Consider the following 21,860-nt stretch of genomic DNA (forward strand, 5'->3'; position numbering starts at 1 on the left):
TTAATGCTATTTCAGAATATTGCAGGGTGCAAATTCTTCAGCGGCCACATTCTATAAAAGCAGGGCAAAGCAGCTTCAGCAGTTTATTTTCGCCACTCGCTGCTGGTGACGGCCACCTTCAAAATTTATTTTCAGGAAAGTTGATACAATTTCACGGGTCAGCGCTTCGTCGACGTAGCGGGCGGGAATACACAGCACGTTGGCATCGTTGTGCTGCCGGGCCAGGGCCGCCAGTTCCGGCAGCCAGGCAATGGCGGCCCGCACGCCGGCGTGCTTATTGGCAGTGATGCACACGCCATTGGCCGAGCCACAGAGCAGGATACCCAAGTCCGCTTCACCGGCCTCCACGGCCCCCGCCAGTGGGTGCGCCACATCGGGGTAATCCATCGAATCGGCGGAGTGCGTGCCGTAGTCCTGCACGTCGTGGCCTTGCTCGGGCAGCCAGGCGCGGAGCATTTCCTTGTGCGCAAAGCCGGCGTGGTCGGAGCCGAGGGCGAGTTTCATAGTTTGATTCGTGAGTGGCGGGCAACGCGAAAGAACGTCATGCTGCGCGCTGCATGACGGGCAAATTTAGCCGTTCTGCGCTTGCGCGGCGTCGCGCTCGGCTTGCCGGGCCAGCTTGGCGTTCAGGCGGGCGGCGTCGCCGCGCCGCACCACGCGGGCAATGTGAATGCTCAGCTCGTAGAGCAGCAGAATGGGGATGGTGACGATGATTTGGGCCGAGATGTCGGGCGGGGTGATGATGGCCGCGATGATGAGGATGACCACAATGGCGTGCTTGCGGTACATCTGCATGATTTCGGGCGACACCACGCCGGCCTTGGCCAGGAAGAACACAATCATGGGCAGCTCAAACACGAAGGCGCACGAGAGGCTCATGGTGGTGAGCGTGCTGAGGTAGCTCTGCATGTCAATCTGGTTTTCGATGGTGGGGTCCACCACGTAGCCCGCCAGGAAGTTGATGCTCAGCGGCGCCGCGATGTAGTAGCCAAACAAAAGCCCCAACCCGAACAGCACCGACACAAAAAACACCGCCCCTTGCGAGTTCTGCCGCTCGTGCGGGTAGAGGCCAGGCTTCACGAAGCGCCAGATTTCCCAGAACAAATACGGAAACGCCAGGCAGATGCCCGCCATAAACGAGGTGCTGATGTGCATGGTGAGCTGCCCGCTCATCTGCCGGTTCTGAATGACGAAGCCGATTTTATCGATGCACAAATCCGGCGCGTGTACCCACTGCCCGAACTTGCAGAACATGCGGTACGTCCAGAAATCGGGCCGCGAAGGGCCCAGCAGCACGTCGTGAAACAGGAATTCCTTGGCAAAAAATGCGACCGTGGTGAACACCACCACCGCAATGGCCGCCCGGATGATGTGCCAGCGCAACGCCTCCAGGTGGTCGATGAAGGACATTTCGTGCGGTTCGGCCGAAGGGGTTGGTTGTTGCGGTTGAGGTTGCACGGAGGGAAATCAGGGGATTTAAAAGGAAGGGATAAAACCGTTTGTCATCCTGAGCGCAGCCGAGGACCTTATCACCGCTGAACAATGGTCGTTCAAACTTGATAAGGTCCTTCGCTGCGCTCAGGATGACAAACGGCTCAAACCCTCTTACGTAAAAAACTACGCAAACAGCGGGTAATCTTGCAGCCAGGCATTCACGCGCTGGCGCACCTGGCCGATGCGGGTGTCGTTGTCGTGGTTGGTCAGGGTTTCGTCAATCAGCTCCACGATGCGGGCCATGTCGGCCTCGCCCAAGCCGCGGGTAGTTACGGCGGCCGAGCCAATACGGATGCCGCTGGTCACGAACGGCGACTTATCGTCGAAGGGCACCATGTTTTTGTTGATGGTGATGTCGGCGCGCACCAGGGTGTTTTCGGCCAGCTTGCCGCTGATGCCTTTCGAGCGCAGGTCAATCAGCATGAGGTGGTTGTCGGTGCCGCCCGAGATGATGTCGTAGCCCAGGCCCACGAAGCCCTTAGCCAGCGCCTGCGCGTTGCGGGCCACCTGCTGGGTGTAGGTTTTAAAGTCGTCGGTCAGCGCCTCGCCGAAGGCCACGGCCTTGGCGGCGATGACGTGCTCCAGCGGCCCGCCCTGGGTGCCGGGGAATACGGCGCCATCAAGCAGGGCCGACATCTGGCGGATTTCGCCTTTCGGGGTTTTCAGGCCGAAGGGGTTTTCGAAGTCCTTGCCCAGCATGATGAGGCCGCCGCGCGGGCCGCGCAGGGTTTTGTGGGTGGTGGTGGTCACGATGTGGCAGTGGTCGAAGGGCGAGTTCAGCAGGCCTTTGGCGATGAGGGCCGAGGGGTGCGAAATGTCGGCCAGCAGCAGGGCGCCCACTTCGTCGGCAGCTTCGCGCAGGGCTTTGTAGTCCCAGTCGCGCGAGTAGGCCGAGGCGCCGCAGATGATGAGCTTGGGCTGCTCGCGGCGCGCAATTTCCTTGATTTTGCTCCAGTCGATGAGGCCGGTTTCGCGCTCTACGCCATAAAAGCTAGGCTGGTAGAGCTTGCCCGAGAAGTTCACGGCCGAGCCGTGGGTGAGGTGGCCGCCGTGGCTCAGGTCGAAGCCCAGGATTTTGTCGCCGGGGTTGAGGCAGGCCAGCATCACGGCGGCGTTGGCCTGGGCGCCGGAGTGCGGCTGCACGTTGGCCCACTGCACGCCAAACAGCTCCTTCACGCGGTCGATGGCCAGCTGCTCCACCTGGTCCACGATTTCGCAGCCGCCGTAGTAGCGCTTGCCGGGCAGGCCCTCGGCGTACTTGTTGGTGAGCACGGAGCCCTGGGCGGCCATCACCTGTTCCGAAACGTAGTTTTCGGAGGCAATGAGCTCCAGGCCGTGGGTTTGGCGGGTTTTCTCCTGGGCAATGAGGTCGAAAACGGCGGTGTCGAGAAGGCGAGCGGGGGCGGCGGTTTGCATGGGCGTAAAGGTAATAGCTTGATGGGGCTTGATTGTCGTTCTAGCGGGCGCCTCACCCCCAATCCGGTCGTTCTGACGGGCGCCTCACCCCCCGGCCTCCTCTCCCAAAGGAGAGGGGGAGCTACGGCGGCGCATGCGTTTGCGTTGTTTGCAAGAGAGTTTGCGAATAGAATTGCGAAGTCGACTGGCTTTCCCTCTCCCTTCGGAGAGGGGGCCGGGGGGTGAGGCGCCCGTCAGAACGACACGGCATTCCCCGTTTCCGTTGTTACTTGCTGCTGCCTTTGCTCCCTGCCATGTCTGCGCCTCTCGCCGAAACCCTTACCCAGCTGCGCGTCGGCAACCAGAAGTTCCTGGTTGACTTTTACCAGCGCAGCCGGCACCTGTTTGCCCGCTGGGCCCAGCGCCAGTACCAGCTCGACGCCCCGCAGGCCCACGGCCTGCTCCAGGACACCCTGCTCGACTTCTACGACCAGGTGGCCGACGGCCGCATCACCAAAATGCCCGACGACCTGCGTGCCTTCCTCTACGGCATGGCCCAGCAGCGCCTCGACGCCCAAGTGCCCGCCCACGTGCCCCTGCCCGCCGCCGAAGCCGGCCGCCGCCAGCGCCTGCTGGCCCAGTTCAACCAGCTCGGGGCCGATTGCCAGCAGGTGCTGACCTACTTTTACTTCCGCGGCTACCACTTCGAGAAGATGGGCGGCAAAATGGGCTTTCCCAACGCCACCGTGGCCCGCCTCCAGAAAAGCGCCTGCCTGCGCAAACTTTACGACCTGCTGAAATGAGTCCCGCGACTCCGCCCCGCCCCGACCTCCGCCCTTACTTCGACGAGCTGGAACGCTTTGCCGACGGCCAGATGGCCCCGGCCGAGCAGGAGGCCTTCGAGCTGCGCCTGGAGCAGGACGAAGCCCTGGCCGAAGCCCACGCCGCCTACGAGCAGCTCACCGCCGACCTGCGCTGGGCCGCCGGCCACGACACCCTGCGCCTGCGCCTGCAAGCCCTGGATGAGCGCATGAACGAGCGCGGCACGGCCCTGGCCCGCACCGAGCGCCTCGCCAAGCTGCGCCAGCGCCGCTGGACCGTGCTGGGCACCGTGGGCGCTTTTGTGCTGCTGGCCGCCGGGGTGGCGGCCTGGTACTTCAGCCGCCCCAGCCCCGCCCGGCCCGCCCGCAGCTGGGAAGCCTACTACCAACCCGACCCGGGGCCCGTCGTGACGCCGGCGCTGCTGCACAGCCGCCCGCTGCTTTCTGAGGTGCTCGACCAGTACCAGTCGGGCCATTACCCGGCGGCGCTGCACTCGCTGGGCCGCCTCTCGCCGCCCAGCGTGGGCGCCGACACTCTGCAGTACCTGCGCGGCCTCATTCTGCTGCGCCAGGGCCAGGGCAACGCCGCCCAGCTCTACCTGCGCCGCGTGAGCGAGGAAGACGGAGCCTCCGAGCTGGCCCGTCGCGCCCGCTACCACCTGGGCATGGCCTACTGGCAGGCCAAGGAGCTGGCCCCGGCCCTCAAAGAGCTGCGCGCCGTGGCCGCCGACTCGCTCAACCCCTTCCGCGCCCCGGCCCGGCGGGCCGTGGCGGCGGGGGTGCTGGAAAGGCGGTAGGCCTGTAGAACGGTGTGGGGGCGGGGCTTGCCCCCGTCCGCGCGGCCGCATCGTTCCAACACCTTCGTTCAACGTCCGGGCGGGGGCAAGCCCCGCCCCTACACCGTTCTACAGGCCTGCCTAGCCATAAAAAACCGGTCGGAAGTGGTGGCTCACCACTTCCGACCGGTTTTTTATGGCTCCTTTCCGGTTTAGAATCGGTAGTGGGTGGTTCTAAACCACCCCTGACCGGTTCTAAACCACTCGGGACCGGTGCGCAACCACTACGGACCGGTCCCAAACCACTCACGACCGGTTCCGAACCGCTCGAACGGCCGCTAGGCGGCGGCCAGGGTGGCTTTGGCCGCTTTGACGGCTTTGGCGGCGGCGCCGAGGCGGTTGGCGTAGCGCTTTTTCATGGTTTGCAGGGCAGTTTGCACGGCGGCGGTTTCGCCGTTGTCCTGGCGCAGGTCTTCGTACACGTCGTCGGCGGTCACCATCACGTCGGCGCCGGCCAGGCGGTAGGTGTCGTTCACTTTCTGGGCCAGGGGCCCGAGCACGGCCTGGATGCCGCGCAGGCTGTCCATCAGGGCCACGTCTTTCTCAAACTCGGCCAGGTCGAAGCTGCGGCGGGTGAAGCCCTGGTCGGCGCGGGTAGCGTCGAGAGCGGCCTGGGCGAAGGGCACGCCGTCGAAGCCGATGTTGCGCAGGCCCTTGCTTTCCTCGGGCTGCAGGGTGATGAGGAAGGGCAGCAGAGCTTCGGCCTGACGCAGCAGGTCGACGACTTTTTTGGCGTCGGCGGTAGAGAGGGTTTCGGAAATGCGGTTGCCTTGTTTCATGGGTAAATGGGAGGTAAAATGAAAAAAGATGGGGAAGAAAAAAACGGGCGGCCGGGCCCCAAAAGGCCATGCCGCCCGCGTGTGCTGGTAAATGTAAGCAAAAGCGTACCGTTATTTTTCTATCTGTAATTGTTCGCGTTTCACCACTTTGCCGCCTTGCAGCAGGTGCACGTAGTAGAGGCCGGCGGGCAGCTTGTCGGTGTTCAGGCGCAGGGTGGCCTCGCCCCGGCTGGCCTGCTCGGCGCAGGGCCTGCCGTAACTGTCGAACAGGCGCACCGTGACGGGGTGGGCGGCGTCGGCGTTTTCCACGTGCACGTCCACGGTTTCGCGGGCAGGGTTGGGGTAGAGGGTGGCGGAAGGCTTGTCGGCTTGGGCGCTACGGTATGATGGACAACCCTGCGTATAATAATCTTGATAGTACACGGCTTGTACATCCGGGGCTCCTTGACAGTACGACGGGCTTGACACTGTGACTGTCAGTGTGTAATCCTGAAAGGGCAAGCCATCTATCAACATGCTCTGTCCGCCGTTATTCGAGGAAAGGTACCCCGCGCTTGTAGTCCAAGTGTATGGCCCAGGAACGCCGATGCTCGACGTAAGGTTGAATACGATGCCCGTGGTGGCGCAAGTTGGATTGCTGATGCCATTGTTAATCTCCATCATTCCCTCCCCTACCGCCACGCGTCGGCTGGCGATGGTGCTGAAACAGCCGTTGCTGAGATTAGCATAAATGGTCACCACGCCGCGCGCGCCGGCAGTTGGCACTGCCTGCACACTGGTCACGCCCGCTGTATTCGCCGGAATAAAAGTGACCAGCCCGGCCGGCGAGGCCGTCCAGCCCGTGACCCCGCCGAAGGGCGGAGCTACGCTGAACGGCGTACCCGCACTGCCAGCGCAGACAATATCGGACCCAGTGATGGATACGGGTGGGTAGAGGTTGCACTCGGTGGAGCAGGAAACGGTGGCATTGGATTGCAGCTGTAACTCGTTGAAAATCCATTCCGCCTGCCGGGCCGGAAAGAAGGGATGCGGGTAATTGAACTTCTGCCCCCCCCCCACAGTGGTGTAGCTCTTCTGGGCGATGAAGTGGGGGGGCACCGGCCGGACAGGACTCGACGTCAGGTCGCTGACATAGCTGGAACGCGCGGTAACGTTATCAATGGGCACGTCGAGGGCGCTGGCCGTGGGCACGAAACAGAAATCGCCCGCCGTGGAGAAGCTGGCATCCAGGCTTAGAAACCATAGCAAGCTGAAATGGCCCGTCGGTGGGTCGATGCGTGCCTGCTCGCTCACGTTTTGGGTGCCCCCGGGCAAGCCGTCCCAGGCCACGGGGTTGCTGAACACCGAGTGGAAGGCAAAATTGGTGAGGTAGGTCCGGCTGTTGAAAACCATCAGCGTGCGCACCTGCCGGTAGATGCGCAGGCTGGAAAGGCGCTCATGCTGACCGGGGTTGGGCATGGCGTTTACGATGACCTCCGTGTTGTAGCTGGTGCGCTTTATCCACGGCAGTGGCGAAAGAAAGCCCGAGAATTGATAGCGCACCAGTTCATCGTGCGGGCTCAAGGACCCGTTGCCGCACTGTGACCCCAGGCTCGTGGCCACGAATTGATACGGGAAACTGCCGCTCACCATGGGCTGATAATCGCTGGCAATAAACCAATTGAAGCTGGTGGCAAACGAAGCAAATGGCCCATAGCCCGAGCGGGTGGCCCGCACCAGCAGCAGCTGCTGGGTAGCGGGCGCGTTGCCCAGTTGCTCGCCCTCGAATACCTCCGGGAAAATATCTTTTCCGAACAGCGCGCCGATGCCCCCCAGTATCTGCACGCCCACCATGGCGTTGGCCTGCGCCACCAGGGCTTGCAGGCCCAGGGGCGTGTTGGCCCCGCGGTGGGGGCTGTCGTGGGTCACGAGCAGGCGGGTGTCGGAACTGTTGGGCACGGCCCGTTCCATTTTGGCTAGGCCGTAGCGGGCCACCAGCCCCCCCATCGAAATGCCCAGCACCACGTTTTTCTCGGTGCTGCCGTTGCGTGCCTTTTCCTGGTTCACCCAGTCCACCACCTCTTTGAACAAGGCCGCGTTGCGGCGGATGTCGTCGGTGCCGTTGGCGTAGTCGATGAAGACGATATCGTAGCCCGTGGCCCCGGCGGGCAGACCGTTGGGACTGGGGGCATTTTCTAGGGCGCTATAGAGGTTATAGCCAAATACGGGATTTACATCCGCTAAAAAGTCCCTGATACTATAATTATACTTCTGCAAATGCGGCGCAACGCTGGATGCATCGTATCCTTCGGCTACAATCAAGGGCCGGAGCAGTTGCGTGCGGCTACCATCGCCGTAGCGGATATACACCATGCCGCCGGAGTGCTCGGAGGTCGGGCCGAAGGGCACCGTGCGGCCGATGTCGGAATAGCGGGCGGCGGGCGCGCAACCGGGGGCGCGCACCTCCAAGTCGAAATGGCTTTCGTAGCTGGTGTAGGTACCGGCCACAATCTGCGGCTGGGCCCCGCCGACGGTGCTGGTGTTTGTGCTGGTACTGTTGGCAGTACCGAACCGCGTGGACTGGAAATACGTCACGCGCACCTTCACGCGCCGGGTGCCGGCCGTGCAGTAGCTCGCCCCGATGGGCTGGCCCCAGGTGGCGGTGCGGTAGCCTTGGCCGTCGCCGAAGTCGATGCTCAGGTTGCTGACGCTGCCGCCCCCGCTTTGCACGTGCAGGTTTTGGGCAAACACGAAGCTCACGTCGCCGGTGGCGGCCACGCTGGTTTCGGGGGCGGCCATGAACAGCACCCGCGAGAGGTAGGGGCTTTGGCTGCGCCCGGCCACATCGAAGAGCTGCTCGTTCTGGGCCGTGAACAGGCCGGCCGTGAGGGCGTCGGGCCGCAGGGCGGCGTAGTTGATGCGCTGCACCATGATGGGAATGGCTGCCGAAGCGGTGGCCTGCGTTTGCAGGCGGGTGTTGAGGTCGCCGAGGGTGGGAAGGGGGTTGGTGCCCGTGATGTAGCTCGTCAGCACGCTGGCGTAGGCCATGCGCCACGCCTGCATGTTGGTCCGGCTGCTGTCAGTAAGGGTGCCGTTGAACACGTCAAGCGGCACAAAGCGCAGGCCGTACTCCTCCAGGAAGGGCGCCGGCACCTGGGTTTTGTCGACCTGCGCGAACAGGTGGTCGAGGTGCTGGCGCAGCGAGTCGGGCGGCGGCGATTGGGCCCAGGCCGGCGCGGCGGCGCAGAGCCAGCAAAGAGCGAGTAGCGTAAAAAGTTTTTTCATAGAATGGAAGGGAGTTGGGGTGAAAAAATGGGACTAAAGTTTCTTATCAAAGCGCCCCTGCGTGACTTTGATGGTATCGCAGCCCGGCTGGGCCAGCGTGAAGGCGAACGTGCCCGAAATGATGCCCGCCTGCAAGTCCAGACGCGTGATAGTAATAGAGCCTTTAGAATAACCGTTTGCTTGGTCGCTTCTATAGGTATCACAGGGGGATGTGCGGTATTCATCCGTAAACCCTGCTCCGGTGTCGGGACTTGCTCCAATTAGGTAAACGCCTGCATGGTTAATATTTATTCCGCCCAGGGAAAGTCTCTGTTTCTTTAGGCTCTGTGCATCTGGATAGCGGTAGGTGCGCACGTCCAAGCTGCCGCCTTGGTAGCCGGGGTCGTAAATCACGGCGTAGCTGGGGGTGCCGTTGGAGCCGCCGCCGGGGGTGTAGGGCTGGCCGTTGACGAGGCAGCCGAAGGTGTTGGCCCCGGTCTGGGTGGCCGGTGGCAGCTGGGCGGCCGGGTCGGCGGGCGTGGGGTCGTTCTTGCACTTGCTGCACTGCGTGAGTGTGGCCAGGCACAGGTAAAGCAGGAATTTGCGTTTCATAACAAGGCGCGTTTGGAGTGGGGCCGGCAACTACTGCCGTTAGAGAAAGATACGCTACCCGACGCGCCGGTAAAGCTCAGCCGAATAGGTGCCTGGTAAAAGGACATTATGCCCTGAATAAGACATCGGTTGGGGTCCATTTCGTAGGAATCTTCCTGGTTAGCAGGCAGCCGAAAGTTCGCCTGTTGCCTATCAAAGCACATTGCCGTTGAATACCAACAGCCATGCGTCACCAAAAAATCTCCGTATTGTGGCATCGTTTACCCGCCTGGGGTTTTCCCCCACCAAAGCAAGAAGCCCCGGCCGCTCACGCAGCCGGGGCTTCTCAACAAGGCGGGACGACGCGGGGGCGCGGCCCTCGGCCTCAGTCTTTCACCACGCGCTGGCGCAGCACCTGGCCGGCCACCGTGGCGGTGAGGGTGTAGGCGCCGGCGGGCGCGGCGGGCTGCACGTGCAGCGGGGCCGCGCCGGGCGCCACCTCCTGGCGCCACACCTCGCGGCCCAGGCCGTCGAGCAGGCGCAGGGTGGCGGTGGTGGCGCTGGGATGCGTGAGGGCCACGGTCAGGTCGGGGCCGAACTGCGTGGGGTAGGCGGCGAAGGCAGCGGCCAGGGCCTCAAACTCCACTTTCTGGGGGCCATAGTAGTGGGCCACGCCGGGGGTGCGGTCGTCCTGGCGGAGGCGGTAGTAGCGCACGCCGGCTTTGCCCGCGCTGGCATCCACGAAGCGGTAGCGGCGGGCGGTGCTGCTGTTGGCCGCCTCGGCCGCCACGAAGCCGATTTCCTTGAACGTCTTCCCATCCGTGGAGACTTCGATGCCGAAGCCGCGGTTGTCCTGCTCGGTGGCAGTGGCCCAGGTCAGCACGGCGTTGCGGCCCTCGCGCGCGGCCTCGAAGGCGGTGAGGCCCACCGGCAGCGGCGCGTTGATGTCGCCCAGCGTCCAGCGCGAGAAGCCGTCCACGCTGTTCAGCACGGCGTAGCCGGTGCCGGCCGGCGTGCCCGCGCCGGCGCTGCTCACGCCCTTGTTCACCCAGGTAGCGCCCAGGTTGGAGGACTTGAAGAAGCGCAGGTTGCCGCGCGTGATGCCGTTGAGCTCGTGGTCGAGGTAGCGCAGCGTCATGGTCAGGTTGAGGCCGGTGAGGACGTCGGCGTCGATATCGAAGTAGCGCAAGATGCCCTGGCGGCCGGCCGCGCCCACCGGGGCCGTGCCCGTGATGCGCGTCACGAAGGTGCTACCGGGCAGCGTCGAGCCGTTGGCGGGCAGCATTTCCAGGCCCACGCCGCCAAAGTCTTCCAAGGTGCCGGCCGTGGGCGTGCGGTTCACTTCCACGCGGCCCAGCACGTAGCTGGCGTCGGTTTCGCTCAGGTTGGCCAGGCGGTCAAGGATGAGGCCGTAGCGGCCGGTGGCCAGCACGCCGTCAATCATTTGCACGCCGTTGTACACGGTGGCGTTGCCGGTGAGGGTTTTGGTGCCCGCGCCGTTCACTTCCAGGTTGAAGTAGAGGCCGCCGCTCACGGTCTGGGGGCCGGTGCCGGTGAGCTTCACCTTGCCCGTGGAGCAGGTGAACTGGCCCGTGTTGGTCATGTTGCCCTTGATTTCGAGGTCGCCCAGCGTCTGGGCAAAGGTGCCCGAGTTGATGAAGTTGCCGGTCACGAGCATGTCGCCGCCGGTGTGGTTGAGGATGCCCGCGTTGGTGAGGTTGCCCTGCACCACGGTCAGGCCGTTTTCCACCACCATCAGTTGGCCGCTGCTCACCGAGAAGTTGGTCAGCACGGTGGTGGCGCGGCTCACCAGGCTGTTCACGCCGCTGGTGCCGGTGTTGCTCACGCTCGATACTACGTTGCCCGACAGCTCGTTGCGGCCGGCATCGACGCCGAAGGCCGTGAGAGCCGCCGAGCTCGTGCCCGTCAAACTCACGTTGCTCACCGTGTTGCCCATCACCTCGTTGGTGAGGCTGGTGCTGCTGCCGCAGCTCATCACAATGCCGCGGAAGCTCTGCGTACCGGCATTGGTCCAGGTGCCCGCCGTGGCCCCGGCCGCCTGCCCGCCAATCACGTTGTTCGATACCAGGGCATCGTTGGCGGCGCTGCCGGGGCCAAAGTCGATGCCCGTTTGGGCCGTGGTGGGCACCGCCGAGGCATTGTAGTAGATGTTGTTGTTGCTGATGGTCCACTCGTCGCCGTTGCCGGTGGTCACCAGCACGCCGGTGCGGGTGAAGTTCGACAGCTCGTTGCGCGTGAGGGTGAAGCCGTCGTTGGTGCCACCGCCGGCATTGGCCGCGTACACCAGGTTGGCGGGCAGCTGCGCGGGGTTGGCATTGGACACGAAGCTTTGGGTCAGCGTATTGTAGTCGTTGCCCGTGGTGGTGCCGTCGCCCACCACCACCACGCCGCTGGTCCACGACGACGCCGCGCCGCGCACCAGGATTTCGCTGGCCGTGTTATGCGAGGCATCGTCGCTGAACACCAGCGTGGGCGCCAGCTGGCTGGTCTGGCGCAGCGTGAGGGTACGCGGGGTGCCGTTGTTGCCGCTGAGCGTGACGTAGGCACTGCCCGCCCCGAAGGTGAAGGTGCCGTTGATAATTGGCGTCACGCCGGGTCCGGGCTTGATGGTGAGCGTATTGGTTGCCGTGCCCGTTTGGGTTACCAGCACGTTTTCGCTGTACGAGCCGCTGAGTAGTTGTAGCTCATAGGGCTGCGTGAGCGGCGAAGGCACGGCCGCCAGCGCCTGCGTGATGGTGGCATACTGGGCCTGCCCGTTGCCGACGGTAATGATGACCGTGGCCTGGGCGCGGCTGCCCAGCAGCAGTAGCCCGGCCAGCAGCAGGGCCACCAGTTGCCAGCGGCGGCGTTCCCACCACGGCTGGACAGGCAGCGGTCCAAATGAATGAACGGCGGAGGGTAAGGAGTGTTTCATGACAGTTGTTGAAAAGAAGTGTGATGATTGCAGCCGGCCAGTCTGATGAGGACAGGCAATTCCATCAGCCGTTAGACATTCACTTGCACGACCAGGCATAGTTCAATCCTGGTTTTGGGCCATCTATGAAATGGCTTTAGTGGCGCATATGGTCAGACGGAGATAAATAGCATTTATCAAACCTATTCCTCCAACTATCAAAACGCAATACTCACGTCAATACCAAACAGTCATAATCCTATTTATCGTCAATATTATTTCCACCATTCTATTGATTTCCAAATATTTTCCAATTATATTTTTTAACAACAACTAAAATGACTCATTTTATTAAAAATACTTCAATTCATTATATCCCATGCAAAAAAAATTTGTGGGCACCCATGTAAATATAATTTTTCTAACCACAAATTTATTTAGAATATCAACTTCGCTTAAACAAGTGTATAATGGCAAAGAATTAATATTTGCATAATGCAAAAACCCGCCTCAGCCTTTGCATGCCTGAAGCGGGTTTTGAGAAAGGCAAATCGGACGGTTTACCGCTTCCCGATGGTATAGGCCGGCTCGCAGTTGGGCACCAACGTCAACTCCCAGCTGTCTAGGTTCAGGGCGGTGAGGTGGGCCATTTCAGGGTTGTGCCGGTATACGCAGCCCGTGTCGAGGCCCAGCGCGCCGGGATGCGTGGCGGCTTTGCTGCGCACCTGAGCCGTGGGCGTGGGCACGTGGCCGTGCAGCAGGCGCCGCCCGCCCAGCCGCGAGGCGTCGTAGATGAATTTCTTGGTGTTCATCATGGTGGCATGGTCCTGGCGCATCTCGGCCGGGGGCAGGGCAAAGTTGTAGCCGGCGTGTACCAGCACAAAATCGGGCAATTCGATTTCGTAGGGCAACGCTGCTAGCCAGTTGAGGTAATGGGCCGGGATGTCGGCCATGCGCCGCACGCCGAAGCTGCGCAGCGTGGGCTGCCGGCCGCGCGGGCCCAGCCAGTCCCAGCGCCAGCGGTGGCGCGCGGCGTCGAGCAGGGCCTGGTCGTGGTTGCCGCGCAGGCAGTGCACGCGGTAGCCGCCGGCCTGCAGCTGCATGAGGTAGTTGAGCACGCCGCGGCTGTCGGGGCCTTTGTTCACGTAGTCGCCCAGCAGGTAGAGTTCGTCGCGGGGCGTCAGGCGCAATTCTTCTTCTACCAGCTTGCGAAAAGTGTGCAGGCAGCCGTGCAGGTCGGTGGTGGCGAAGCGGCGCATGAGGTCAATTTGGAATTGGGACTCAATAAAACGAAAAGCACGTCATGCTTCGGCTGCGCTCAGCATGACGTGCTTTTTGCTTAATCTAGACTATGCTAGCAGCCTAGTGGCCGCCGCCGTAGGCCGGTTTGTCGAGGTCGGCTTTGTCGTGGCTGCGGTTGGGATGACGCTGGCCGGCGTCGAGGGCATCCTGCTCGAGCTGGTCTTCGGTTTGGTCGGTAGTTTCGCCGGCGGGCGTTGCATCGGCTTTAGGCGTGCCTACGGCTTTGCGCTCGTTGGGATGCTCGCCGGTTTTCTGGTCGTTGTGGTGCGTGGACATGGCGGAAAGGAATAAAAATGTGGAAAAGAAGGGACCGGAGGTAGCCGGTCCAGGAGGCTATTGGTCGATGGCCGAATCGGAGGCGTTCGGGTCGTTCAGCTCGGCGTTGGTGTCGGTGCCGGTGATGGGCTTAATGGGGCGCGGCTCCATCTGGCCCATGCCCACGCGGGAGTTGGGGTTCAGCATCTCATCGAGACCGGGGCGGCGGTCGTGCACGTCGAGCTCATCGACGGGGCGGCCACTGGGTTCGATGGTGTCGGTGAGCTCGTCGTCGGCCGGCAGGTCCTGGTTGGCGCGGCCGGCGCGGCCCTCGTCGTTCGAGCGCATGTTGTCGGCGGGCGGGCTCATGTTGTCGGCGGTTTCGTTCACGCCCACGGCCGTTTCGCCGCCCGACGTGTCGGAGCCGAATCCCTCCTTGCCGTCGCGGTTGCCGAAGCCCCCGCGGGCGGCGTCGTTCTTGGGCGGGTCGGCGTTGGGAATGTGGTGGCCGGCCTCCATTTCTTCGTTAGTGGTGTCGTCGTTGATGACGCGGATGGGGCGGTTGTTGGGGTCGATGGCCATGGTTTTAGGGTATGAGGGTACGGGGGTATGGGGGCGGGAAGTGTGTAGGAAAGGTGTACTTTGGTTCAGCGGTTTGGGTTGCCCCAACCTCACGCCGGCCTTGCCTCCTACCCCCATACCCGCCCGCCCTCTTGCCCCAGCCTCATGTGGACCGAAACCGACAACAGCCTGCGCCGGCGCTTCCGCTTCGCTGATTTCAAAACCGCCTTCGCCTTCCTGACCGACGTAGCGGCCGAAGCCGAGCGCCTCGACCACCACCCGTGGTTCAGCAACGAATACAACGTGGTTGAATTTCGCCTGCGCACCCACGACGCCGGCAATACCGTGACCCGGCGCGACCACCGGCTGGCCGAGGCCATCGATGCCGTGGCGGCGCGGTATAGCGTGGAGTAAGCGCCTGTCATTGCGAGGCAGCGCCGAAGCAATGACAGGCGGCCTCGGCCTTCCCACTCGCTACCTTTGCCCTATGCCCAACACGGTTCTGTACCTCGTGCCCACGCCCATTGGCAATCTGGAAGATATTACCCTGCGGGCCATCCGCGTGCTGGGCGAAGTGGGCACCGTGCTCTGCGAAGACACCCGCACCAGCGGCCGCCTCATGCAGCACCTGGGCCTGAAAAAACCGCTCCTCTCCTACCACCTACACAACGAGCACCAGCAGGTGCCCCGCCTGCTGGAACGGCTTGCCAGCGGCGAAACCATGGCCCTGATATCCGACGCCGGCACGCCCGGAATTTCCGACCCCGGGTTTCTGTTGGTGCGCGAGTGCCTGGCCCGCGGCCTGGGCGTGGAGTGCCTGCCCGGCGCCACGGCCTTCGTGCCGGCCCTGCTGAAGTCAGGCTTCGGGGCCGAGCGGTTCACGTTTGAAGGCTTTTTGCCGGTGAAGAAGGGCCGGCAGACGCGCCTGCAGCAACTGGCTTCGGAAACGCGTACCATGATTTTTTACGAGTCGCCGCACCGCATCGTGAAAACCCTGGGCCAGTTGGCCGACGTGCTGGGCCCGTCACGCCCGGCTTCGGTGAGCCGGGAGCTGACTAAATTGTTTGAAGAAACCGTGACCGGCACGCTGGCCAGCCTGGAGGCTGACTTCGCGGCCCGGCCCGCTATTAAAGGAGAAATTGTCGTTGTCGTCGAAGGAAACCTTGCCCCGCCCGCCCGCGAGCCCCGCCCCGGCCGCGAAGACCGAATCCGCCGCCCCGCTGATGACGCCGACGAGGCCGATGACGACGACTTCGACGGCCAGGACTAGCCTGCTGCGGCTGCGCACGCCCGTGCTGGCCGCACTGGGTGCCCTGCTGCTGAGCGGCGGCTGGGCGCCGTGGCCCACGGCCTGGCTGGTGCCGCTGCTGTTCATCGGCTGGCTGCCTTACCTGCTCATGGAGCGCAAGCTCACGCTGGAGGGCGCGCGCAAGGGCCGCGTGTTTGCCAGCACCTACCTCATGCTGGTGGGCTGGAACGCCCTCACCACCTGGTGGGTGAGCTATGCCGAGCTGGCCGCCGGCATCGCCGCCGTGGTGCTGAACGCGCTGCTCATGTGCCTGCCGCTCATGGCCTTCCGCCAAACCAAAAAGCGCCTTGGCAACCGCTGGGGCTACCTCTCATTGCCCATCTACTGGATTGCTTTCGAGCAGCTGCACCTGCACTGGGACATCACCTGGCCCTGGCTCACGCTGGGCAACGGCTTCGCGGCCGCGCCCGGCTGGGTGCAGTGGTACGAGTACACGGGCTTCCTGGGCGGCAGCGTGTGGGTGTGGGCAGTGAATCTGCTGGCATTCTGGGCGTGGTTTGGTCGAGGCGGCGTGGCTCCGTGGGCGGTGGCTGGCACAGCCCGCTTCCGCTGGGCCGCGCCGGTGCTGACGGTGGCCGTGCCGCTGTTCATTTCGACGCTCATCGGCCGCAGCTATGAGGAGAAAGGCCCGGCGGCCGAAGTCGTCGTGGTGCAGCCCAACCTCGACCCCTACGTGGAGAAGTTTGAAGGCGGTGCCCAGTTCGTGCCCTACGACGAGCAGCTGACACGCCTGCTGAACCTGTCGGAGCAAAAGCTCACGCCCGAAACGCGCCTTATTCTCTGGCCCGAAACGGCGCTGGAAGAGCCGTATTGGGAGAATACGATTGAAAGCCATCCCAAAATCCGGCGGGTGCGGGCGTGGCTGGCGCGGCACCCCGGCGTGGCCCTGCTCACGGGCATCACCACGCTCGGCTCCTACCCTAACAAGGAGGCTGCCAGTGAAACGGCCCGCTACCGCGACGACCTCGGCTACTACGACTTCTTCAACACCGGCGCCTACTTCGCCGGTGCTACGGCGCCCGTGGCCCTCTACCACAAGTCGCGCCTCGTGCCCGGCGTGGAGAAGATTCCGCCGGTCTTGGCCTCGCTCATCTCACACATCGACCTGGGCGGCACGGTGGGTAGCGTGGGCAGCCAGGCCGAGCGCACGGTGTTTGCCGCGCCGGCCAATGCGCCCGCCCTACGCGTGGCCCCCATCATCTGCTACGAATCCATCTACGGCGATTTTGTGGGTGAATACGCGCGCAACGGCGCCACCCTGCTGGGTCTCGTCACCAACGACGCTTGGTGGCACGACTCGCCTGGCTACCGGCAGTTGCTGAGCTACGGCCAGCTGCGCTGCATCGAAACGCGCCGCGACTTGGCCCGCTCGGCCAACACCGGCTTCACCGGCTTCATCAACCAGAAAGGCGAAATCACCCAGCGCGAAACGGCCTGGATACCGACGAGCAGCCGCGCCACCGTGCATTTGAATACGGAAACGACATTTTATGTCCGCTTCGGCGAGCTAATTGGGCGCGGGGCGCAGCTGGCGGCGGTGTTGCTGTTGGTAGCAGCCACTGTAATAGGCTGGCGGCGGAAACGCTTGGCGGTGTAGAGACGCGGCACTTCGCGTCTCCGCGTTGAGCGTCTGTCACTCCACCATACTAAAGCAAGCCATCTGAACAACAATAGCAAACGAAGTTCAGCGAAACTAACGCTGAGACGCGAAGTGTCGCGTCTTTGCATCGTTCTAACCATTCCATTATGCCCCTCGATTTCACCCAACTATCCCACGACCTCGCCGCTCTGTGCTGCCGCACGGCCGAATTTATCCGTCAGGAAGCCACCACCTTCGACCGGGCCAAAATTGAGCACAAGGGCCTGCACGACCTCGTGAGCTACGTGGACCAGGAAACCGAGCGCCGCCTTGTGGCCGGCCTGCGCCAGCTGCTGCCCCAGGCCGGCTTCATCACCGAAGAAGGCACCGCCGGGCCCGACTCGCAGACCGAGGAATTCACCTGGATAATCGACCCGCTCGACGGCACCACCAACTTCGTGCACGGCCTGCCGGTGTATTCCATCAGCGTGGGGCTGCTGCACGGGGCGGACCTGGTAGTGGGCGTGGTGCACGAGGTGAGCCGCGACGAAAGCTTCCGGGCCGTGCGCGACGGCGGCGCGTTTTGCAACGAGAAGCCCATCCACGTCACTAATACCGACGACCTGCACAGCGCCCTTATTGCCACGGGCTTCCCTTACAAAGACTTCGGCCGGCTCGATGCCTTCCTGCAAATCCTCGGTGCTTTCATGACCCGCACCCACGGTGTGCGCCGCCTCGGCTCCGCCGCTGTCGACCTAGCCTACGTGGCCGCCGGGCGCTGCGAGGCCTTTTTCGAATTCAACCTCAACTCCTACGATGTGGCGGCCGGCATCCTGCTGGTGCGCGAGGCCGGTGGCCACGTCACCCAGTTCCTGACCGATGGCGACCCGCTATTTGGCCGGGAGCTGGTGGCCAGCAACGGGGCGCTGCACGCGCAGGTGCAGGGCGTAATTGGCGAGTTCTGGAAATAGCACGAGTCGGTTAGAACGTCATGCTGAGCGATGTCGAAGCATCTTTACCGCAGGAGTAAATCAAATTACTTGCGCGGTAGAGATGCTTCGACTTCGCTCAGCAAGACAGCCACCCTCCCCCAAACTTTTCCTCCGGCAACGTAGTTTTCCCCGCATGCTTCTCGCCATCACCTCCGTCGAAATTCAGTACTTCCTGATTGGCGCCCTTTTCGTGGGAGCCGCGTTCTACGTGGGCCGCATTTTCTGGCGGGCTTTCTTCAGCCGCACGGCAGCGGGCTGCGCCAAGGGCTGCGGCGGCGCCTGCGGGCAGCTCGACGTGGAACGCCTGCAAGCGACTATTGAGGCGCGGGCGGCCCGCGAAAAGGCTACGGCCTGAGCTGCTACACTTTCTTCTGGCCACAGAATAACCCGCCCCCGCCCCGGCTCCGTATAGCCGGGGCGGGGGCTGCCGTTTTAGCGCTGCCCGCACTTCCTTTCATTACCCAAACACCCCACCGCCATGCAGGACAAAGAAGAAGAACGGTCGCTTGTCAACGTTGAGAACCGGCTGACTAAGGACGGCTTCACGCAGGATTTTAAAGTGACCGATGGCCGCCTCCACACCCTCGACCCCGCCTCGCCGAAAAGCTACGCGCCCGATGAGGTCACCATCGTAGACTTCTACCGCTTCGAGGGCGAAAGCAACCCTGACGACACCTCCATCCTCTACGCCATTGCCGCCAACGATGGCGTGAAAGGCACCATCGCCTCGGCCTACGGCGTGTACGCCGATTCCGACACCGACGACTTCCTCAAGCAAGTGGAAGACCTCGGCAAGAACCTGGATAAAAAGGACAAGTAAGTTCAGGCGACTGCCTAACCAGAACGTCATGCTGAGCGAAGTCGAAGCATCTCTACCGCAATAGTAAAATCAATTACTCCTGCGGTAGAGATGCTTCGACTTCGCTCAGCATGACGTTCTTTTTATCTCTGGCTACCCCCACACTTTCGTGCCTTCCGAGCAGTTGCGGCACATCTCAATCTGGTCGCGGCCTTTGAGGAGGCTGCCGCGGAAGCGCTGGTACTTGGGGCCGCGCCAGAGCTGCCGGAAGGTTTCGGTTTTGAGGTCGCCTTGGCGGTATTCGGCGTCTTTGTCAAAGCAGCAGGGCACCACCAGGCCGTCCCAGGTGATGACGCAGGAATGCCACATTTTCCAACAGTGGTCCACCAGCTTGTTTTTCAGGCTCCAGGTGCCGTTGGCGTTGTTCTGGTAGCGCGAGTAGTAGTCGATGGTGGGAATGAGGGGCGAGCCGTTCTGGTGGTCGTAAATCTGGGCGGTTTTGAACCACACGTCGTCCACGCCTAGGGCATCGGCCAGTTGCTTGGCGTCGTCAATCTGGTGCTCATTCGGCCGCACTACTAGGAACTGGAAGATGATGCGTGGCGTGGCCGACTTCAGTTCCTTACGCCATTTCACCACATTGCGGGTTCCCTCCAATACTTTTTCCAGCTTGCCGCCCACGCGGTACTGCTGGTACACGTCCTGTGTGGTACCGTCGAGGGAGATGATGAGGCGGTCGAGGCCGCTTTCCACGGTTTTGCGGGCGTTTTGGTCGTTGAGGTAATGGGCGTTGGTGCTGGTGGCGGTGTAGATGCCCTTGTCGGCCGCGTACTTCACCAGTTCCAGAAACTGTGGGTGCAAATAAGGCTCGCCCTGGAAATAGAAAATCAAGTACCACAGCCGGCTGGCTACCTCATCGATGGTCCGCTTGAATAAGTCGCCCTGCAGCATGCCGGTGGGGCGCGTGAAGGAGCGCAGGCCGCTGGGGCACTCGGGGCAGCGCAGGTTGCAGCTCGTCGTCGGCTCGAAGCTCAGGGCCATGGGCAAGCCGCTCATCCGGGCCTTGCCCGTGAACTTGCTCAGAATGTAGGAGCCCACCACCTGCGCGGTATTCCACACGCGCAGGGGCGTGGCTTTGGAGAGGAGGTTGAGGGTGTCGGTGAGCGTGGACATGAAGGCAGGGAAAGGCTAAAAATACGTCATCCTGAACGTAGCGAAGGACCTTATTCCGTCTGAACAGTTGGCGCCAGGATTGTTCTAGCGGTTGTTCTGACGGGATAAGGTCCTTCGCTATGCTCAGGATGACAAGTGGTTGATTTACCGCTTACTTCTTCGTGGCCGGAAAATCGATGGCGCTGGTGTAGGTGCTGGCCTTGCCGAACGACTGGTTGATTTCGTCGATGGCGGCGCGGCTGCTCAGGCGCTTAGGCTTGGTGTTGAGGAAGGTACCGTCTTCGCCCACCAGCATGTAGGTAGGCACTTCCTGCAGGGCATATTCTTTGGCCAAGTTCGAGCGGAGGCCGCCGCTGGGCACGCGCACCTGCACGCCGGGCAGCTTTTTCACCGTCACGAGGGAGCGCCAGGCCTGCTCATTCTCATCGAGCGCGATGTTGATGAAGGCAATGTTTTTGCCCTCAAACTTGCGCATCATCTCCTGGGCGTAGGCTAGGTCGCGCAGGCAAAGGCCGTTGGTGGTTTTCCAGAAGTTGAGGTAGACCAGCTTGCCGGCAAAGTCGTGCAGGTGCACCGTGTCGCCGGTGGCGGTGGGGAGCTTGAAATCGGGCGCGGGCGCGCCGATGGCGAAGTCCTTGTGCTGGTCGAAATCGTTCTGCAGGATGGGGAAGTACAGGTTCTTGGGGTCGTAGTTGCGGAAGTCGGCCAGCATGGCGGCCGACTGCTTCACGTGCCCGAAACGGAACGACTCCTGCAGGATGCGGCCCAGAATGATGGCGCGCGTGGGGCCGGTCAGCTTCTTGCTGGCCAGGGCGTAGGAGGCGGGGTAAAAATCCGGGTCGGTGCGCTGGTGGTGGTCCTGGGCCACGGCGAAGTGCACGTAATTGAGCAGGAACTCGTGGTACAGCTCGCTCTGGGCGGCGTTGGGGTCGTTCAACAGGCCGGGCTCGCGGAGGAAGTTGTAGTAGTCGGGCGCCATTTTCAGGCGGCCTTCGGTGTTCACCACCTGCTCGCGCAGGTCCTGGAAGGTGAGCTTGTCGTTGGCGTAGGCGTACACCACCTCGGCGTGGGCGTAGTTATAGAAGTCCTGCGTGAACGACTGCTTGGCGGCGTGGTCTTCCAGAAATTCGTACTCGTGCTTGCGGCGGTACTCCAAGAAGGACAGAAACGGCGCTTCGTAGAGCTGAATGTTGTCGGGCAGCACCTGGAAGCCGTCGTTTTCCACGAACTGGGCGTCGGCCTCCACCAGGTAGTTGTTGGCGTTGGCGCCCTGCTGGCGGTGGCGCTGCTCGTCGGTCAGGTTGTTGCCGTTGCGCAGCTTGGTGGCCAGGCCGGTGGGCACGTCGTTGGCCTTGAAGCGCAGCGTGCCCGACATGTCGTTGCCCTTGAAGCGCACGTCGATGTCGGTGCCGGGGTCGAGGTAGAGCGGGGCCACGTCGTCGCCGTACACGAGGTCGGCCTTGGTGGGGCCGGCCACGGGCACCGTCAGCTTGAATTCGCCTTTGTCGCCGATTTTGGTGCGGAACAGCTTCTCCCTGGGCTCTAGCGGGTTTTCGCGCAGCGAGATGGCCACGGAATCGGTGGTGGGCCCGCTGATGCGGCCGGTGAGCGTGGCCGTGCCGCCGGTGGCCGCCGCCTCGGTAGCCGGGGCTTTGCGGGCGGCGGCGCCAACCACCGTGGTAGTCATGCGCCCTTGCCCGTAGCTCAGCAACGGCCCCAGCAACAGGGCCGCGCCCAGCAAGCGGCGCGCATACGTAGTGAGAGTGGACGTCATACTTATAATAAAACCTACCGCCGACGACCGCCGGCAATTGCTA

20 protein-coding genes are annotated in these 21,860 nt (G+C 62.8%); 8 read left to right on the forward strand and 12 right to left on the reverse strand.

The genetic code is table 11. The features are described 5' to 3' along the window. Positions 1-75: 75 nt before the first annotated feature. The 3 genes from rpiB to Q4S41_RS03955 all read right to left on the reverse strand — a co-directional run bounded on the left by rpiB (position 76) and on the right by Q4S41_RS03955 (position 2,910). Positions 76-504 carry a ribose 5-phosphate isomerase B gene (rpiB, locus tag Q4S41_RS03945; protein WP_305029806.1) on the reverse strand — a complete coding sequence of 143 codons (429 nt, stop codon included), beginning with the start codon at positions 502-504 and terminating at the stop codon, positions 76-78. Positions 505-570: 66 nt separating this feature from the next. Further along, the gene (gene tatC / locus Q4S41_RS03950; protein WP_305029807.1) at positions 571-1,410 is read right to left on the reverse strand and encodes a twin-arginine translocase subunit TatC; all 840 of its coding nucleotides are present in this window, start codon (positions 1,408-1,410) and stop codon (positions 571-573) included. A gap of 207 nt (positions 1,411-1,617) precedes the next feature. Continuing rightward, entirely contained in the window at positions 1,618-2,910 is a 1,293-nt protein-coding gene (locus tag Q4S41_RS03955) for a serine hydroxymethyltransferase (protein WP_305029808.1), read from the reverse strand. Between the two features lie 293 nt (positions 2,911-3,203). Between Q4S41_RS03955 and Q4S41_RS03960 the strand changes: the two genes are divergently transcribed. Together Q4S41_RS03960 and Q4S41_RS03965 are read left to right on the forward strand one after the other, a co-directional pair. Further along, positions 3,204-3,692: an RNA polymerase sigma factor gene (locus Q4S41_RS03960; protein WP_305029809.1), complete on the forward strand. Its 489-nt coding sequence runs from the start codon at positions 3,204-3,206 to the stop codon at positions 3,690-3,692. After that, positions 3,689-4,507 carry a hypothetical protein gene (locus Q4S41_RS03965; RefSeq protein ID WP_305029810.1) on the forward strand — a complete coding sequence of 273 codons (819 nt, stop codon included), beginning with the start codon at positions 3,689-3,691 and terminating at the stop codon, positions 4,505-4,507. Before Q4S41_RS03960 ends, Q4S41_RS03965 begins: the two co-directional genes overlap by 4 nt. Before the next feature lie 317 nt (positions 4,508-4,824). On the opposite strand, the gene Q4S41_RS03970 is transcribed toward Q4S41_RS03965, so the two are convergent. The 7 genes from Q4S41_RS03970 to Q4S41_RS04000 form a co-directional block, all read right to left on the reverse strand. Further along, positions 4,825-5,325, reverse strand: a complete 501-nt coding sequence (locus Q4S41_RS03970) for a hypothetical protein (protein ID WP_305029811.1) — start codon at positions 5,323-5,325, stop codon at positions 4,825-4,827. Positions 5,326-5,436: 111 nt separating this feature from the next. After that, positions 5,437-8,589 (reverse strand): T9SS type A sorting domain-containing protein, encoded by a 3,153-nt coding sequence (locus Q4S41_RS03975; protein ID WP_305029812.1) that lies wholly within the window; start codon positions 8,587-8,589, stop codon positions 5,437-5,439. Between the two features lie 33 nt (positions 8,590-8,622). Continuing rightward, positions 8,623-9,180 (reverse strand): DUF6252 family protein, encoded by a 558-nt coding sequence (locus tag Q4S41_RS03980; RefSeq protein WP_305029813.1) that lies wholly within the window; start codon positions 9,178-9,180, stop codon positions 8,623-8,625. Between the two features lie 364 nt (positions 9,181-9,544). After that, complete coding sequence (locus Q4S41_RS03985) at positions 9,545-12,094, reverse strand: hypothetical protein (protein WP_305029814.1); 2,550 nt, start codon at positions 12,092-12,094, stop codon at positions 9,545-9,547. Between the two features lie 539 nt (positions 12,095-12,633). Further along, entirely contained in the window at positions 12,634-13,332 is a 699-nt protein-coding gene (locus Q4S41_RS03990) for a metallophosphoesterase family protein (RefSeq protein WP_305029815.1), read from the reverse strand. A gap of 103 nt (positions 13,333-13,435) precedes the next feature. Beyond that, positions 13,436-13,651, reverse strand: coding sequence for a hypothetical protein (locus Q4S41_RS03995; RefSeq protein WP_305029816.1), 216 nt, complete (start codon positions 13,649-13,651; stop codon positions 13,436-13,438). A gap of 57 nt (positions 13,652-13,708) precedes the next feature. Continuing rightward, on the reverse strand, positions 13,709-14,212 hold the full coding sequence (locus Q4S41_RS04000; RefSeq protein WP_305029817.1) for a hypothetical protein: 504 nt from the start codon (positions 14,210-14,212) through the stop codon (positions 13,709-13,711). A gap of 144 nt (positions 14,213-14,356) precedes the next feature. Here Q4S41_RS04000 and Q4S41_RS04005 point away from each other — a divergent pair, with 144 nt between their 5' ends. The 6 genes from Q4S41_RS04005 to Q4S41_RS04030 all read left to right on the forward strand — a co-directional run bounded on the left by Q4S41_RS04005 (position 14,357) and on the right by Q4S41_RS04030 (position 18,891). Further along, positions 14,357-14,605, forward strand: coding sequence for a 4a-hydroxytetrahydrobiopterin dehydratase (locus Q4S41_RS04005; RefSeq protein ID WP_305029818.1), 249 nt, complete (start codon positions 14,357-14,359; stop codon positions 14,603-14,605). 73 nt (positions 14,606-14,678) lie between these two features. Further along, on the forward strand, positions 14,679-15,461 hold the full coding sequence (gene rsmI / locus Q4S41_RS04010; protein WP_305029819.1) for a 16S rRNA (cytidine(1402)-2'-O)-methyltransferase: 783 nt from the start codon (positions 14,679-14,681) through the stop codon (positions 15,459-15,461). Continuing rightward, the gene (gene lnt, locus Q4S41_RS04015; RefSeq protein WP_305029820.1) at positions 15,415-17,097 is read left to right on the forward strand and encodes an apolipoprotein N-acyltransferase; all 1,683 of its coding nucleotides are present in this window, start codon (positions 15,415-15,417) and stop codon (positions 17,095-17,097) included. Before rsmI ends, lnt begins: the two co-directional genes overlap by 47 nt. Before the next feature lie 149 nt (positions 17,098-17,246). Beyond that, on the forward strand, positions 17,247-18,050 hold the full coding sequence (locus Q4S41_RS04020) for an inositol monophosphatase family protein (protein WP_305029821.1): 804 nt from the start codon (positions 17,247-17,249) through the stop codon (positions 18,048-18,050). A gap of 154 nt (positions 18,051-18,204) precedes the next feature. Beyond that, complete coding sequence (locus Q4S41_RS04025; RefSeq protein ID WP_305029822.1) at positions 18,205-18,426, forward strand: hypothetical protein; 222 nt, start codon at positions 18,205-18,207, stop codon at positions 18,424-18,426. 123 nt (positions 18,427-18,549) lie between these two features. Further along, positions 18,550-18,891 carry a hypothetical protein gene (locus Q4S41_RS04030; RefSeq protein WP_305029823.1) on the forward strand — a complete coding sequence of 114 codons (342 nt, stop codon included), beginning with the start codon at positions 18,550-18,552 and terminating at the stop codon, positions 18,889-18,891. 132 nt (positions 18,892-19,023) lie between these two features. On the opposite strand, the gene Q4S41_RS04035 is transcribed toward Q4S41_RS04030, so the two are convergent. Beyond that, positions 19,024-20,043 (reverse strand): SPASM domain-containing protein, encoded by a 1,020-nt coding sequence (locus Q4S41_RS04035; RefSeq protein ID WP_305029824.1) that lies wholly within the window; start codon positions 20,041-20,043, stop codon positions 19,024-19,026. Between the two features lie 151 nt (positions 20,044-20,194). Beyond that, positions 20,195-21,817 (reverse strand): TlpA family protein disulfide reductase, encoded by a 1,623-nt coding sequence (locus Q4S41_RS04040; protein WP_305029825.1) that lies wholly within the window; start codon positions 21,815-21,817, stop codon positions 20,195-20,197. Positions 21,818-21,860 lie beyond the last annotated feature (43 nt).

It is taken from the genome of Hymenobacter convexus (assembly GCF_030580955.1).
GTDB lineage: Bacteria > Bacteroidota > Bacteroidia > Cytophagales > Hymenobacteraceae > Hymenobacter.

Coding starts and splice junctions, on each gene's coding strand:
- rpiB (WP_305029806.1), bottom strand. CDS start 504: ATGAAACTCGCCCTCGGCTCCGACCACGCCGGCTTTGCGCACAAGGAA.
- tatC (WP_305029807.1), bottom strand. CDS start 1,410: ATGTCCTTCATCGACCACCTGGAGGCGTTGCGCTGGCACATCATCCGG.
- Q4S41_RS03955 (WP_305029808.1), bottom strand. CDS start 2,910: ATGCAAACCGCCGCCCCCGCTCGCCTTCTCGACACCGCCGTTTTCGAC.
- Q4S41_RS03960 (WP_305029809.1), top strand. CDS start 3,204: ATGTCTGCGCCTCTCGCCGAAACCCTTACCCAGCTGCGCGTCGGCAAC.
- Q4S41_RS03965 (WP_305029810.1), top strand. CDS start 3,689: ATGAGTCCCGCGACTCCGCCCCGCCCCGACCTCCGCCCTTACTTCGAC.
- Q4S41_RS03970 (WP_305029811.1), bottom strand. CDS start 5,325: ATGAAACAAGGCAACCGCATTTCCGAAACCCTCTCTACCGCCGACGCC.
- Q4S41_RS03975 (WP_305029812.1), bottom strand. CDS start 8,589: ATGAAAAAACTTTTTACGCTACTCGCTCTTTGCTGGCTCTGCGCCGCC.
- Q4S41_RS03980 (WP_305029813.1), bottom strand. CDS start 9,180: ATGAAACGCAAATTCCTGCTTTACCTGTGCCTGGCCACACTCACGCAG.
- Q4S41_RS03985 (WP_305029814.1), bottom strand. CDS start 12,094: ATGAAACACTCCTTACCCTCCGCCGTTCATTCATTTGGACCGCTGCCT.
- Q4S41_RS03990 (WP_305029815.1), bottom strand. CDS start 13,332: ATGCGCCGCTTCGCCACCACCGACCTGCACGGCTGCCTGCACACTTTT.
- Q4S41_RS03995 (WP_305029816.1), bottom strand. CDS start 13,651: ATGTCCACGCACCACAACGACCAGAAAACCGGCGAGCATCCCAACGAG.
- Q4S41_RS04000 (WP_305029817.1), bottom strand. CDS start 14,212: ATGGCCATCGACCCCAACAACCGCCCCATCCGCGTCATCAACGACGAC.
- Q4S41_RS04005 (WP_305029818.1), top strand. CDS start 14,357: ATGTGGACCGAAACCGACAACAGCCTGCGCCGGCGCTTCCGCTTCGCT.
- rsmI (WP_305029819.1), top strand. CDS start 14,679: ATGCCCAACACGGTTCTGTACCTCGTGCCCACGCCCATTGGCAATCTG.
- lnt (WP_305029820.1), top strand. CDS start 15,415: ATGACGCCGACGAGGCCGATGACGACGACTTCGACGGCCAGGACTAGC.
- Q4S41_RS04020 (WP_305029821.1), top strand. CDS start 17,247: ATGCCCCTCGATTTCACCCAACTATCCCACGACCTCGCCGCTCTGTGC.
- Q4S41_RS04025 (WP_305029822.1), top strand. CDS start 18,205: ATGCTTCTCGCCATCACCTCCGTCGAAATTCAGTACTTCCTGATTGGC.
- Q4S41_RS04030 (WP_305029823.1), top strand. CDS start 18,550: ATGCAGGACAAAGAAGAAGAACGGTCGCTTGTCAACGTTGAGAACCGG.
- Q4S41_RS04035 (WP_305029824.1), bottom strand. CDS start 20,043: ATGTCCACGCTCACCGACACCCTCAACCTCCTCTCCAAAGCCACGCCC.
- Q4S41_RS04040 (WP_305029825.1), bottom strand. CDS start 21,817: ATGACGTCCACTCTCACTACGTATGCGCGCCGCTTGCTGGGCGCGGCC.